General features: G+C 74.3%; 10 protein-coding genes. 3 read left to right on the forward strand and 7 right to left on the reverse strand.

From position 1 onward, the window contains the following. The 5 genes from argF to argC form a co-directional block, all read right to left on the reverse strand. Positions 1-969, reverse strand: a complete 969-nt coding sequence (gene argF / locus CEQ11_RS09225; RefSeq protein ID WP_369804921.1) for an ornithine carbamoyltransferase — start codon at positions 967-969, stop codon at positions 1-3. Next, positions 966-2,264, reverse strand: a complete 1,299-nt coding sequence (locus tag CEQ11_RS09230; protein ID WP_088478998.1) for an acetylornithine transaminase — start codon at positions 2,262-2,264, stop codon at positions 966-968. The genes argF and CEQ11_RS09230 overlap by 4 nt, the downstream gene beginning before the upstream one ends. Positions 2,265-2,298: 34 nt before the next feature. Further along, positions 2,299-3,246 carry an acetylglutamate kinase gene (gene argB / locus CEQ11_RS09235; protein ID WP_102957514.1) on the reverse strand — a complete coding sequence of 316 codons (948 nt, stop codon included), beginning with the start codon at positions 3,244-3,246 and terminating at the stop codon, positions 2,299-2,301. A gap of 85 nt (positions 3,247-3,331) precedes the next feature. Beyond that, positions 3,332-4,492 (reverse strand): bifunctional glutamate N-acetyltransferase/amino-acid acetyltransferase ArgJ, encoded by a 1,161-nt coding sequence (gene argJ, locus CEQ11_RS09240; protein ID WP_088478422.1) that lies wholly within the window; start codon positions 4,490-4,492, stop codon positions 3,332-3,334. Next, positions 4,489-5,529 (reverse strand): N-acetyl-gamma-glutamyl-phosphate reductase, encoded by a 1,041-nt coding sequence (gene argC, locus CEQ11_RS09245; protein ID WP_088478423.1) that lies wholly within the window; start codon positions 5,527-5,529, stop codon positions 4,489-4,491. The genes argJ and argC overlap by 4 nt, the downstream gene beginning before the upstream one ends. A gap of 85 nt (positions 5,530-5,614) precedes the next feature. Between argC and CEQ11_RS09250 the strand changes: the two genes are divergently transcribed. The 3 genes from CEQ11_RS09250 (at position 5,615) to CEQ11_RS09260 (ending at position 12,128) form a co-directional block, all read left to right on the forward strand. Further along, complete coding sequence (locus CEQ11_RS09250) at positions 5,615-6,646, forward strand: quinone oxidoreductase (RefSeq protein ID WP_088478424.1); 1,032 nt, start codon at positions 5,615-5,617, stop codon at positions 6,644-6,646. 125 nt (positions 6,647-6,771) lie between these two features. Next, complete coding sequence (locus tag CEQ11_RS09255) at positions 6,772-10,791, forward strand: Pls/PosA family non-ribosomal peptide synthetase (protein ID WP_088478425.1); 4,020 nt, start codon at positions 6,772-6,774, stop codon at positions 10,789-10,791. Then, positions 10,788-12,128, forward strand: coding sequence for a M1 family metallopeptidase (locus CEQ11_RS09260; RefSeq protein WP_088478426.1), 1,341 nt, complete (start codon positions 10,788-10,790; stop codon positions 12,126-12,128). Before CEQ11_RS09255 ends, CEQ11_RS09260 begins: the two co-directional genes overlap by 4 nt. Positions 12,129-12,155: 27 nt before the next feature. On the opposite strand, the gene CEQ11_RS09265 is transcribed toward CEQ11_RS09260, so the two are convergent. Both CEQ11_RS09265 and CEQ11_RS12760 read right to left on the reverse strand, forming a co-directional pair. After that, positions 12,156-13,562, reverse strand: coding sequence for a hypothetical protein (locus tag CEQ11_RS09265; protein ID WP_088478427.1), 1,407 nt, complete (start codon positions 13,560-13,562; stop codon positions 12,156-12,158). Between the two features lie 119 nt (positions 13,563-13,681). Then, positions 13,682-14,395 carry a 4'-phosphopantetheinyl transferase superfamily protein gene (locus CEQ11_RS12760; protein ID WP_088478428.1) on the reverse strand — a complete coding sequence of 238 codons (714 nt, stop codon included), beginning with the start codon at positions 14,393-14,395 and terminating at the stop codon, positions 13,682-13,684. Positions 14,396-14,404: the final 9 nt, after the last annotated feature.

The following is a 14,404-nucleotide window of genomic DNA, read 5'->3' on the forward strand; positions in this document are numbered from 1 at the left end:
TCAGCGCACCTCCTCGGCGGGCGGCGCGGCCTGGCCGGACTTCTCGAGCAGCCAGGCCATCAGGGCCTTCTGGGCATGCAGCCGGTTCTCGGCCTCGTCCCACACCACGGACTGCGGACCGTCGATGACATCCTCGGTGACTTCCATGCCCCGGTAGGCCGGCAGGCAGTGCAGGAAGATCGCGTCCTCAGCGGCGCGCCCCATGGCGGCGGCGTCCACCGTGTAGTCCCGGAAGAGCTCCTTGCGCTCGTGTGCCTCGTCCTCCTGTCCCATCGACACCCAGGTGTCCGTGACCACCACGTCGGCCCCGTCCAGCGCCTGGGCCGGGTCGGTGGTGACCAGGACGGACCCTCCGGTCTCCGCGGCGCGCTCCTCGGCGGAGGCCACCACATGCGGATCCGGCAGGCGCCCCTCGGGTCCGGCCACGCGGACGTGCATGCCGGCGGTGACGCCCGCCAGCAGGTACGAGTGGCCCATGTTGTTCGCCGCGTCGCCGACGTAGGTCAGGGTCAGGCCCGCGGTGCGGCCCTTGTGCTCGCGAACGGTCAGCAGGTCCGCGAGCAGCTGGCACGGGTGGTAGTCGTCCGAGAGCGCATTGATCACGGGGACCCCCGCGTGCTCGGCCATCTCCTCCAGGCCGGTCTGCGCATAGGTGCGCCAGACGATCACCGAGGCCATGCGTCCCATCACCCGTGCCGAGTCCCCCACGGACTCCTTGTGGCCCAGCTGCGACTCCCCCGGGTTGATGATCAGCGGCTGGCCGCCGAGCTCGGCGATGCCGGCGGCGAAGGAGATGCGCGTGCGCGTGGACGTCTTGTCGAAGATCACCAGCCCCGTCCGCGGGCCGACCAGCGGGCGGCGGGAGAAGCGGTCCGCTTTCATCTCGGAGGCCAGGTCCAGGACCTCGGCCTGCTCGGACGGGGACAGGTCGGTGTCCACCAGGAAGTGGCGCACGGCGGTGTCGGTCACGACGATGCTCCTCGGTTCTCGGTCGGCTGTCCGGCGGCGGACAGGATCGTGGGCAGGGCGGCGACGAAGTCGCGCGCGTCGGCCTCGTCCAGGATCAGGGGCGGGGCCAGGCGCAGGGTGCGCGGACCCGTGGCGTTGACGATCCAGCCGCCCTCCAGGGCGGCGCGGACGACGGCCGGCGCGGGGCCGTCGTCGGGAAGCGGGCGCACTGCGTCCGCGGCGAGGTCCACGCCGAGCCAGAGGCCATACTGGCGGACCTCGGTCACCGAATCCACCGCGCGCAGACCGTCGCCGAGCGCGGCGCCCACGCGACGGACGTTCTCCAGCAAGCCCTCCTCCTCGATCGTGGCGAGGACGGCGCGCGCGGCGGCCGCGGCCAGCGGGTTGCCTCCGAACGTGGTGCCGTGCTGCCCCGGGCGCAGCAGCGCCGAGACCTCCGGCCCCACGGAGACGAGCGCACCGATCGGGACGCCTCCGCCCAGCCCCTTGGCCAGGGTGAACGCATCCGGCACCACGGGGTCTGCCCCGGTCACCTCGGGGTCCTGGAACGCGAACCAGCTGCCGGTGCGGCCGATGCCGGACTGGACCTCGTCCAGGATCATCAGCGCCCCGGCCTCCCGCGTCGCGGCTCGGACGCCCGCCAGATAGCCGGCGGGCCAGCCGTGGACGCCGCCCTCGCCCTGCACGGGCTCCAGGAGGACGGCGGCCACGGTGCGGCCCGCGGTGTCCGGGGCGAGCGCGGCCTGTAGGGCGTCCAGGTCGCCGCCGGGGATCCGCTCCACCCCTCCGGGCAGCGGCTCGAAGGGGGCACGGTAGGCCTCCTTCGAGGTGAGCGCGAGGGCACCCATCGTGCGGCCGTGGAAGGCCCCCTCCAGGGCGATGACGCGGGTGCGCAGCCCGGAGGGGTCCTCGCCTCCGTGCCGGCGGGCCAGCTTGAAGGCCGCCTCGTTCGCCTCGGTCCCGGAGTTGGCGAAGAACACCGAGGAGCCCGCCGGCGCCCCGGACAGGCGCAGGAGGTCTTCGGCCAGGCCGACCTGGGGCTCCGAGGTGAAGAGGTTGGAGACGTGCATGAGGCGTCCGGCCTGCTCGGACACGGCCGCCACGAGGCGCGGGTGGGCATGGCCGAGGGAGTTCACCGCGATCCCGGCGAGCAGGTCCACGTACTCGCGGCCGTCCTCGTCCACCACACGGACGCCCGAGCCGGAGACGAGTGCCCGCTGGGGCGGGCCGAACAGTCCGGTGAGGGCGTGGCCGTAGCGGTCGAGCAGGGTGCCGTGGGCAGCATCGGCGGTCATGGCGGGCTCCTTCCGAAGGGATGAGCAGGCGGCGTCAACGGGCATCGGGGACCACCTGGGTGCCGACGCCTGCGGAGGTGAAGACCTCCAGCAGCATCGAGTGCGGGCGGCGTCCGTCCACCACGTGGGCGCGCGGCACGCCGGCGTCGATCGCCTCCAGGCAGGCCGCCATCTTCGGGATCATGCCGGAGGACAGGGACGGGAGCAGCTCCCGCAGCTGGGAGGCGGTGAGGGAGCTGATGAGCGAGTCGCGGTCCGGCCAGTCCGCGTAGACGCCCTCGACGTCGGTGAGGAGCACGAGTTTGCGGGCACCGATCGAGGCGGCGAGCGCTCCGGCGGCGGTGTCCGCGTTGACGTTGAGCACGTGGCCGGTGAGGTCGCCGTGGTCGTCCACCTCGGGGGCCACGGAGGACACCACGGGGATGCGGCCGGCCTCGATCACGTCCCGGATGGCCTCCGGGTTCACGCCGATGACCTCCCCGACCAGTCCGAGGTCCACAGGCTCGCCGTCCACCACGGTGCCGGTGCGGCGTGCTTGGAACAGGGCGCCGTCCTCGCCGGAGGAGCCGATCGCGTAGGGGCCGTGGGAGTTGATCAGGCCGACGAGCTCGCGGCCGACCTGACCGGTGAGCACCATGCGCACCACGTCCATCGCCTCCGGCGTGGTCACGCGCAGGCCGCCGCGGAACTCGGACTCGATCCCGAGCCGGTCCAGCATGGTGTTGATCTGCGGGCCGCCGCCGTGCACCACCACGGGGCGCACACCCACGTGCAGCAGGAAGACGATGTCCTCGGCGAAGGCGCGGCGCAGCTCCTCGGAGACCATGGCGTTGCCGCCGTACTTGATGACCATGGTGGTGCCGGCGAACCGCTGGATCCACGGCAGGGCCTCGATGAGGACCTCCGCCTTGGACTCGGCGCGCTCGAGGCGGTCCGCGGCGGAGAGCACCGGGGTGGCGGCGGTCGACGGGTTCTCGATCATGGCGTGGGGGCCTTCCGTGGGTGGGTCCGGGGGACGGTCGCGGCGGGCCGGGGTGTCCTGGGCGCCGGCCCTGCCGTCCGCGGCTTCAGGTGGAGTAGGCGGAGTTCTCGTGGACGTAGTCGTGGGTGAGGTCGTTGGTCCAGATCGTGGCCTCGACGTCGCCTGCGTGCAGGTCGATCTCCACGCGCACCTCGCGTGCGGACAGGTCCACGAGGGAGCGGTCCTCCCCCACGCCGGAGGCACGGCAGACCTGGACCCCGTTGAAGGACACGTCCAGGGCGGTCGAGTCGAACGCGGCCACAGACTCCGGCACGGTGCCCACCGCGGAGATCACGCGGCCCCAGTTCGGGTCCTGGCCGAAGACCGCGGTCTTGAACAGGTTGGAGCGGGCGACGGCACGGGCCACGGCCTCGGCGGCCTGCTCCGTCTCGGCGTTCACCACGCGGACGGCGATGTCGTGCTGGGCGCCCTCGGCATCCCCGACCATCTGGCGGGCGAGATCCGCACAGACGCGGGTGACGGCGGCGCCGAACTCGTCCGGGTCCGGGGTCACGCCGGAGGCGCCGGAGGCCAGGAGGATCACCGTGTCGTTGGTGGACATGCAGCCGTCGGAGTCGGCGCGGTTGAAGGTCGCGGCCACGGCACGGTCGACGGCGAGCTGCAGGGCGGAGGCGGGCAGGTCGGCGTCGGTGGTGACGACGGCGAGCATCGTGGCCATGCCCGGGGCGAGCATGCCGGCGCCCTTGGCCATGCCGCCCACCGTGTAGCCGGTCCCGTCCACGCGGGACTGTTTGGCGCGGGTGTCCGTGGTCATGATGGCCTCGGCCGCGGCAGGGCCTCCCTCCGTGCCGAGCCCCTGCACGGCGGCGTCGACGCCCGGGAGCAGCCTGTCCATGTCCAGCGGCTCGCCGATGAGGCCGGTGGAGCAGACCAGGACGTCGCCGGACGAGCAGCCGAGGGCAGCGGCCGCGTGTTCGGCGGTGCGGTGGGCGTCCCGGAAGCCCTGCTGGCCGGTCGCCGCGTTCGCGCCGCCGGAGTTGAGCACCACGGCATCCGCCCGGCCATCCGTGACGGCCTGACGGGACCAGAGGACGGGGGCCGCGGCCACGCGGTTGGTGGTGAACACGGCCGCCGCCTCGTGCTTCGGTCCGTCGTTGACGACGACGGCCACGTCCGGCTTCCCGGACGGCTTCAGTCCGGCGGTGGTCCCGGCCGCCCGGAACCCTGCTGCTGCGGTGACGCTCACGGTGCGACCCCCTGGCTCTCGAGCCCGGCCTGTTCCGGCAGGCCCAGGGCGATGTTCATGGACTGGACGGCACCGCCGGCGGTGCCCTTGCAGAGGTTGTCGATCGCGCTGACCACCACGACGCGGCCGGCGCGCTCGTCCACGGCGAGCTGCACCTGGACATGGTTGGAGGCGATCACCGCCGCGGTGGTCGGCCACTGCCCCTCGGGCAGCAGGCGCACGAACGGCTCGTCCGCGTAGGCCGTCTCCCAGGCCGCGCGCACGGCGGCGGGGTCGGCGTCGTCGGTCAGGCGGGCGGTGGCCGTGGCCAGGATGCCGCGGGGCATGGGTGCCAGGGTCGGGGTGAAGGAGACCTGGACGTCCTCCCCCGCAGCCCAGGCGAGGCCCTGTTCGATCTCCGGCGTGTGACGGTGGCCGCCGCCCACCCCGTAGGGACTCATGGAGCCCAAGACCTCGGAGCCGAGCAGGTGGGGCTTGAGCGCCTTGCCCGCGCCGGAGGTGCCGGAGGCGGCCACGATGACGACGTCCCGCGGCTGAAGGAGCCCGGCGCCGAAGCCCGGGGTGAGGGCGAGGAGCGTGGCGGTGGGATAGCAGCCCGGCACGGCGATGCGCCTGGCCCCGGCCAGCCGCCCGCGCTGTCCGGGCAGCTCGGGCAGCCCGTAGGGCCAGGTTCCGGCGTGCTCCGTGCCGTAGTACTGCGCCCAGGCGTCGGCCGACTCGAGGCGGTGGTCCGCGCCGGCGTCGATCACCACGATGTCCGGCGAGCGCTCGGCCAGCTCCGCGGCGATCGGTCCGCTGGCGCCGTGCGGCAGGGCGAGGAAGACGACGTCGTGCCCGGCGAGGACGTCCGCCGTCGTGGGCTCGAGGACGCGGTCGGCCAGGGTGTGCAGGTGTGGCTGGAGGTCTCCGAGACGCTCTCCCGCCTGGGAGTGGGCGGTGACGGCCCCGATCTCGACCTCGGGGTGGCCGCTCAGCAGGCGCAGGGCTTCGCCTCCGGCGTAGCCGCTGGCTCCGGAGACGGCGACGGTGATGCTCATGGACCCATCCTAGACCAGATATGCACTGTGTCGAATATGTATTCCGCCATGGTTCGGGCCACGCCGGATCACTACGCTGGGCTGCATGGATGCCACCCAGACCCAGCACGTCTCGCCCGGCGCCGATGCCTCCTTCGACGTCCCCCAGACCCACCGAGCGATCATCGCCGAGCAGACCGGCGGCCCCGAGGTCCTGCAGTGGACCGAGGCACCCGTTCCCGCCCCCGGCCCGGGGCAGGCACTGGTCCGCACCGCCGCCGCAGGCCTGAACTTCATCGAGACCTACCAGCGCTCCGGGGTCTACCCGGTGGACATGCCCTTCGTGCCGGGCACGGAGGGCTCAGGGACGGTCGTCGCCGTCGGGGCCGGCGTGGACGCCGTCGCCCTGGGCGACCGGGTGATGACCGCCGCCGGCGTGGGCACCTACGCCGAGCACTTCCTCGCCCCCGCCGAGCAGCTTCTGCCGGCCCCCGGCTCGCTCGACCTCGCCGAGGCCGCCGCTCTGCCGCTGCAGGGCCTGACGGCCCACTACCTGTCCCGCTCCACGTTCCCGGTCCAGGCCGGCCAGACCGTCGTGGTCACCGCCGGCGCCGGCGGCGTCGGCCTGCTGCTGACCCAGCTGTGCCGCGCCCGTGGCGCGCGCGTGGTCACCACGGCGTCCACCGAGGCCAAGCGGGAGCTGTCCCTGCAGGCAGGGGCGACCGTGTCGGTCGACTACCCGGACGTGCAGGCCGCGGTGGAGGATCTCACCGGAGACGAGGGCGCCGACGTCGTGTACGACGGCGTCGGGAAGGCGACTTTCGAGGACTCCCTGGCGTGCCTTCGGGTGCGCGGCATGCTCGTGCTCTTCGGCGGCGCGTCGGGCCAGGTCCCGCCGTTCGACCTGCAGCGCCTCAACGGCGCCGGCGGCCTGTTCGTCACGCGCCCGTCCCTGGTGCACTACACTCGCACCCCGCAAGAGACGCACTGGCGCGCCCAGGAGCTGGCGGAGGCCGTGTCGGACGGATCGCTGACCCTGCGGATCGGCGAGCGCTTCGCCCTCTCCGACGCCGCGGCCGCGCACGCGGCGCTCGAGGGGCGGCAGACCACCGGCAAGGTGCTGCTCACCCTGGACTGACAGGCCCTCCGCCCGCCGGGGAGCCTGTCGGTCGGGGCCGGCCCCGCCACTACAATGCGACAGGCGAGGCACCGAGGCCCTGTGCTCGTGCCCTCGTCTTCGAGGCCCTCATACCACCCGGAGGAATGGTGACCGCACCTCACCGCGCCCAGCTGCCCGGAGGAGACCGTGCGCCCGCGCCGCGGACCCTGTGGGACGTCCTGACCGCCACCGCCGCAGAGCATCCGAACGCCCCGGCCCTCGACGACGGCACCCAGGTCCTCGAGTACACCGACCTGGTCGAGCGCGCCGAGGCATGCGCCGCCCGCCTGGCGGCCGCCGGCATCGGCGCCGGCGAGCGCATCGGCGTGCGGATCCCCTCCGGGACGGTCGACCTCTACGTGGCGATCCTCGGCGTGCTCGCCGCCGGCTGCGCCTACGTCCCAGTGGACGCGGACGACCCGGACGAGCGTGCCCGCCTCGTCTTCGCCGAGGCGAAGGTGACCGGTGTCCTCACCGACGAGCACACCCTGGAGCGCGGCACGGACGCCGCCGCGGACGCCGAGCCCGTCACCGCCGTCGGTGCGGACGGGCAGACCACGGCGACGGCTCCGCCCCGACAGGCCCGACACCCCCTGCCCGACGACGACGCGTGGATCATCTTCACCTCCGGATCGACCGGCACCCCCAAGGGTGTGGCCGTCACCCACCGCAACGCCGCCGCGTTCGTGGACGCGGAGGCGCGGATCTTCCTGGCGGACGATCCGCTCGGCCCCGGCGACCGTGTGCTGGCGGGACTGTCCGTGGCCTTCGACGCCTCCTGCGAGGAGATGTGGCTCGCCTGGCGCCATGGCGCCTGCCTCGTCCCTGCTCCACGCGCACTCGTGCGCTCCGGCATGGACCTCGGCCCCTGGCTCGCCGAGCGCCGCATCACCGCGGTCTCCACCGTGCCGACCCTGGCGGCCATGTGGCCCTCCGAGGCCCTGGAGAATGTGCGCCTGCTGATCTTCGGCGGGGAGGCGTGCCCGCCCGAACTCGCCGCCCGCCTGACCGAGCAGGGACGCCAGGTGTGGAACACCTACGGCCCCACCGAGGCGACCGTGGTGGCCTGCGCCGCCGAGATGACCGGCGAAGGGCCGGTGCGCATCGGCCTGCCGCTGGACGGCTGGGACCTGGCCGTCGTGGACCCCGCCACCGGGATCCCCGTGGCCGACGGCGAGACCGGTGAGCTGATCATCGGCGGCGTCGGCCTGGCCCGCTACCTGGACCCGGCCAAGGACGCGGAGAAGTACGCGCCCATGGACACCCTCGGCTGGGAGCGCGCCTACCGCTCGGGCGACCTCGTGGTCTTCGACCCTGCCGGCCTGCTCTTCGTGGGCCGCGCAGACGATCAGGTGAAGCTCGGCGGCCGACGCATCGAGCTCGGCGAGGTCGACGCGGCGCTGCAGGCCCTGCCCGGCGTCCAGGGCGGCGCCGCCGCCGTGCAGACCACCCCGGCAGGCCACCAGATCCTGGTGGGCTACCTCGTGCCGTCCGGCGCCCCGGAGGACCTGGACCTCGAGGCCGCCCGGCAGCTCTTGGCAGAAGAGCTGCCGGCCGCCCTGGTCCCCCGGCTGGCCGTCACGGACACCCTCCCGACGAAGACCTCCGGCAAGGTCGACCGCAATGCCCTGCCCTGGCCGCTGCCCGGAGCCCAGCCGGACGAGGACGCCCCGCCGATCGACGAGTCCACGGACGCCGGCTGGATCGAGCGCCAGTGGGCCGACGTCCTCGGCGCCGCGCCCCGCGGTCCCAAGACCGACTTCTTCGCGGCCGGGGGCGGCTCCCTGGCCGCCGCACAGCTGGTGGCCCGCCTGCGTTCCCGCTATCCGCAGGTGACCGTCCAGGACATCTACGCCACCCCCCGGATCGGCGACCTGGTCGAGTCCCTCGCCGGCGCCGCCGCGGCCGTCCCGGTCGAGGACCGGCACGTGGCCCGCACCCGGAAGAAGGCCCAGTGGGCACAGACCCTCGTGGGCGTGCCCGTGTTCATCCTCCCTGCCCTGCGCGCCGCCGTGTGGACCGCCCTGGTCCTCAACGTCCTGGCCGCCACGGGGCTGGCTCCCGCCGTGCCCACCGTGGACTGGTGGCTGCTCGCCGTCGCCTGGCTCGCCGTGGTCTCTCCGCCGGGACGCATGGCCCTGGCCGCGCTGGCCTGCCGGCTCCTGCTGGCCGGGGTGAAGCCCGGCGTGCATCCCCGCGGCGGCCGCGTCCACCTGCGCCTCTGGCTCGCCCAGCACGTGGTGGACCTCGTGGACCCCTACTCCCTGGCCGGCGCCGTCTGGGTGCCTGCCTTCGCCCGCGTGCTCGGCGCCCGGATCGGCAAGGACGTGGACCTGCACTCCCTGCCGCCTGTGACCGGGCTGCTCGAGATCGGCGAGGGCGCCTCCATCGAGCCGGAGGTCGACCTCTCCGGCTACTGGGTGGACGGCGACCGCGTGCACATCGGCACCGTCAAGGTCGGGGCGGGCGCCGTCGTCGGCGCCCGCTCCACCCTGATGCCCGGCTCCTCCGTGGGCGAGGGCGCTCACGTCGAGCCCGGCTCCACGGTGGTCGGGCGGCTGCGGGGCCACCGCGTCCACGCCGGCTCCCCCGCCGTCCGCGTCGGCAAGGTCAAGGACACCGGACCCAACGTGGCCCCGCCGCGCGCCACCGGCTACCGCCTCCTCTCCACCCTGGCCTCCTCCGTGCTCGCCGCCCTGCCGTTCATCGCGGCGGCCGTGGCCGGCGCGCTCGGCCTGTGGTCCCTGACCTGGTGGGGCACCGAGGTGACGGACCTGGGCCCGGCCGGGTCCGTCGTCGTGGTCCTGGGCCGGCTGCTGGCCGTCAGCCCGCTGCTGGCGGCCGTCTGGTTCGGGGTGCACATGCTGCTCGTCCTGGTCACCACCCGGCTGCTGTCGATCGGCATCACCGAGGGCTACCATCCGGCCCGGTCCCGGGTGGGCTGGCAGATCTGGGCCACCGAGCGTCTGCTCGACGCCGCCCGTGACCAGCTCTTCCCGATCTACGCCTCCCGGTTCACACCCACCTGGCTGCGCTGGCTCGGCGCGGAGGTCGGCCGGGACGTCGAGGCCTCCACCGTGGTGCTGCTGCCGTCGATGACCCGAGTGGGCGACGGCGCCTTCCTCGCCGACGACACCATGGTGTCCTCCTACGAGCTGCAGGACGGCTGGATGCACGTGGCTCGCGCCAAGGTGGGCAAGCGCTCGTTCGTGGGCAACTCCGGCATGGTCCCGGCCGGCCGCACCCTGCGGCGCGACTCCCTCGTCGCCGTGCTGTCCACGACTCCCACCAAGACCAAGGCGGGCACCTCCTGGATGGGCTCCCCGCCGGTCCGCCTGCGACGCACCGAAGTGCAGGCGGACACCTCCCTCACCTACGACCCGCCGGCCGCCCTGCGCCGCGCCCGCACCTGCTGGGAGCTGCTGCGCGCGATCCCGGTCTGGCTGCACGCCGCGCTCCACCTGCTCGTCGGCGGTGCCCTGGCACTGCTGGCCACCGCCTCCTGGTGGCTCACCGCCGTGGCCGGCGGCCTCGTCCTGCTGGCCGCCGGCGCCGCGGCCGCCACGGTCACCGTCCTGGCAAAGAAGGTGTTCGTCGGCCGCATCGACGCCGGTGAGCATCCGCTGTGGTCCCCGTTCATCTGGCGCAACGAGGTGGCGGACACCTTCACCGAGTACCTCGCCGCCCCCTGGTTCGCGCGCGCCGCCGCCGGAACCCCCGCCATGGTCTGGTTCCTGCGGGCCATGGGCGCACGGATCGGCCACGGCTGCTGGGTCGAGTCCTACTGGCTGCCCGAGGCGGACCTGGTCTCCCTCGGCGACGGGGCCACCGTCAACCGCGGCTGCGTGGTGCAGACCCACCTCTTCCACGACCGGGTCATGTCCCTCGACGCGGTGGATCTGGCCGCCGGCGCCACCCTCGGCCCGAACTCCGTGGTCCTGCCCGCCGCCCGCCTCGGCGCCGGCACCACCGTGGGCGCCGGTTCTCTGGTCATGCGCGGCGAGGAGCTGCCCGCCGGCACCTGGTGGATCGGCAACCCCGTCTCCCCGTGGTCCGACCCCGCCCCGCGCGCCTGGCGTGCCGCATGGCGCTCCCCCGATTCCCGTCCCCGAAAGGCCTCATGAGCACCGATCCCTACCTGCCCGCAGTCGGCTCGGACATGCTGGCGCTGGACGCCGTCCGCCTCGAGCTGGACGTCCGCCTGGCCGCCAACCGGATCGCCGGCACCGCGGTGCTGCACGGCCGCCTGCTCGCCCAGACCGCTCGCGTGGAGCTGGACCTGCACAGGCTCTCCGTCACGGAGGTGAAGGCCCAGGCCGCCGGGCGGCCGCTGCCGCGGGTCAAGGCATCCCAGCCACGTCGCCGCCCGCACCGTGTGGTGGTGGAGTTCGGCGAGTCCCTGCCCGCCGGGACCGAACTGGAGCTCACCCTGGACTACCGCGGCACCCCGAAGCCACGGCGCAGCCCCTGGGGCACCGTCGGCTGGGAGGAGCTCACCGACGGTGTCCTCGTGGCCGGCCAGCCGCACGGCGCCTCCACGTGGATGCCCTGCGTGGACTCCCCGGACAACCGCATGAGCGCGGACATCACCGTCACCTGCGACGCCGGCTACCTGCCCGTGTCCAACGGCACCGGCACCCCTGTGAAGCAGTCCGGTTCCCGCACCACCTGGCGGTGGGTCCTGGACGAGCCCGTCCCCCCGTACCTGCTCACCCTGCAGATCGGCCGGTACCGGCTGATCGAGCTCCCCGGCCGCAGCGACGGCCCGCCGATCACCCTCGCCGTGACTCCGCAGACGCAGCAGCGTGCGCTCACCGCGCTGGGCGCACAGCACCGCATGGCCGAGGTGTTCCAGGCGGCCTACGGCCCCTACCCCTTCGACGCCTACACAGCCGTGGTGGCCGACGATGACCTCGAGATCCCCCTGGAGTGCGCCGGCCTGTCCCTGTTCGGCACCAACCACCTCTCGGGCCAGTGGGAGGACGAGCGGCTGATCGCCCACGAGCTGTCCCACCAGTGGTTCGGCAATGCCGTGACCCTGGGCCGCTGGGCGGACCTGTGGCTGCACGAGGGCTTCGCCTGCTACAGCGAGTGGCTCTGGTCCGAGGCCTCCGGCCGCGAGTCCGTCCAGGCCCATGCCCGCCGCGCCTGGCAGGGCCTGGCAGAGCAGCCGCAGGACGTGGCGCTCACCGACCCGGGGCCGAAGGACATGTTCGACGACCGCGTGTACAAGCGCGGCGCCCTGACGGTGCTCGCCCTGCGCCGTCTGCTCGGGGACGCCGTGTTCGGCCGCGTGGTGCGCGGGTGGGTGGCCGAGCACCGCTTCGGCACCGTGGACACCGCGATGTTCCGGGCCCACGTGCACTCGTGGGCCCCCGCCGCCGGGGTCACGGCCGCGGCCGTGGACGCCCTCTTCGACGCGTGGACCGTGGAGACCGCCCTGCCGGCGTTCCCGGGCTGAGCCGGCCCGGCCCGGCACCGCGCTCCGTCAGCGGGCGAACGGCCCGATGGCGTCCTCCTCGGCCAGGTGCAGCGTCCCGTCCTCGGCCACGTCGAAGACCACCCAGACCTGGGTGTGGGAGATGTCCGTCGGGGTCCGCTCGCGCCCGGAGGCGACGGTGCGTTCCAGCACCGGCGTGCCGTCCTCGTTCGCGAAGCCCACGGCCACCCGGGCGGTCCCGCCCTCACCGTCCTCGCCGCCGGTGAAGGCCACGCGGACGTCGTCACCGCGCTGCGGCTCACCCACCGTGACCCCCGGAGTGGGGCTGCCGCCGAAACCGCACTGGGTCCCCGGGGTGCGCACCGTGACCTGGCCGACCTGCAGGTGCGCGAACTTCCCCTCACAGCGAGGGTCGTCGTCCGGTGCCAGGCTCCGCTCCGCGGCGGCCCAGTCCTGCACATGGGCGAAGGCCCGGTCCACCGCCTCGTCCGTCAGGGTGACGCGCGGGCGGTCCCCCTCCAGAGACCACGTGCCGTGGCCGTCGGCCACGCGGAAGTCCTCTGCGGACAGCGCCTCACCGAGGGTGACCTCGTACGTCCCGCGCAGCGGCGGTGCGGCATCCTCGTCGGCGACGTCCTCCCAGGGCACCCCGCCGAGCTCCAGGTCCCCGACCGCACCCACCACACCGTCGTCCAGCGGGTGGTCGGCGGCGGTGACCGTACGCTCCACCGGCGCCTCGGGACGGCGCAGCAGCCCGGGGCATCCGCCGGAGTACACCGGTGCCAGGCCCTCGCCTGCATCACGCAGGCGGAGGCAGTGCTCGGTGCCGTCGGCGTCCGTGACGGTGCCGAGGACCTCGCGTTCTCCGGCCTGCGTGGTCTCGGCCTCCTGCAGGACCACCTCGTCGAAGGACGCCCTCTCCGGGCCGGGGACCTGCTCCGCGCTCAGCGTGCCGCCCTGCTCGGTGAACAGGACGCCTCCCAGGAAAAAGCCGTCCTCGTTCACGAAGCCGATCAGGTGCCGGTGGATCGCCTCGGCGGTCTCCTGCTCGACGGCGACCTGGTGCTCCGGCGCCCAGTCCGCGAGCGGCCCGTCCGGGGCGGCGCGCCAGTCGGCGGCGTCGGCCGGGGTGTCCCCGCCGGCCGGCGGTGCCGCGAGCCCGTCCGGGGTCTGCCGGCCGCGCCGGTCACCATCGCCCGGCGTCTCGGCGTCCGGGGCGGCGAGCTCCCCGTCGATCGGCAGCGGCTGCGGCGTGCGGGTGCCGCCCTCCCCTGCCGTGCCCGACCGGGCCCCTTCGTCCTGCACCACGTCCTGCCCGGCGGCCGAGCCTGCCCCGCCCCCGGCGGGTCCTCCGCATCCGGCCAGCGCCAGGGCCAGGCCGAGCCCGGTGAGCGCGGCGGCACCGCCGCGGATCTGCCGACGGACATGGCGATGTGCGGTTGAGTGTCCCTGCATGCGCAGGCCCCCTCCGGTGCTGTTCCCGTCGTGTCTGCGCCGGCATCCCTTCCGGCGCGCGCCACCACCCTAGCGTGACTGGGAGCACGACGACGGCCCGCCGCCTCCGCCTGTGGACATCACCGGACGGACGGGGCCAGGACCAGGACACCGCGGACGGTCTCCGGCAGTCCGGGCACCTCCGCCGCGGTGAGCGGCAGGACGCGCTCGGCCGGTGTCGGCTGCACGGCGGAGGGGTCCGCGGTGGTGAATCCGGTGCCGCGCGCCTTCACGAGTGCCTCGGCCCGGCACCAGGCGTCGACGCGCGCGGCATAGGCCCGGTGACGTGGCAGACCGTCCCAGACGGCGAGCTGCTCGGCGGAGAACGCGACGGCGTCCGAAGCGGCGCGGCCGTCCGGGCCCGGCTCCAGTGCCCTCCGCGTGCGCGGGCTGTCCAGGTCCTCCACGTCCACACCGACCGTCCCCTGCCCGGCGGCGCGCCAGGCGAGCACCGTCAACGGGCGCTCTCCGGCGGTGTGGGACAGACTGACGGTCGGCAGCGCGAGCGGGACGTCCTGACGGCTCCCCCGGAGCCGGCCCCAGGCACGGGCGAGTCGGCCGCCGGGGTGAGGGCCGTCGTCGTGGTTGCGGGAGTCGGCGGCCCAGGCGAGGTCGGGCGTGCCGTGATCCTGCGCACCGCAGGCCGGGCAGGTGCGCTCGATGCGCAGCGTCCCGGCGGCGAGGCCGAGCAGCGCCTCCAGCCGGGCCAGCAGGAGCGCGGTCCGTTCAGCCCGGCAGACGCCGACGACGCCGACCAGCACCCCGTGTCCGGGGGCGATCGGCGCCGTCGTCATCGTCCTGCC

The sequence above is a fragment of the Micrococcus sp. FDAARGOS_333 genome, assembly GCF_002206575.2.
GTDB classification, from domain to species: Bacteria; Actinomycetota; Actinomycetes; order Actinomycetales; family Micrococcaceae; genus Micrococcus; species Micrococcus lylae.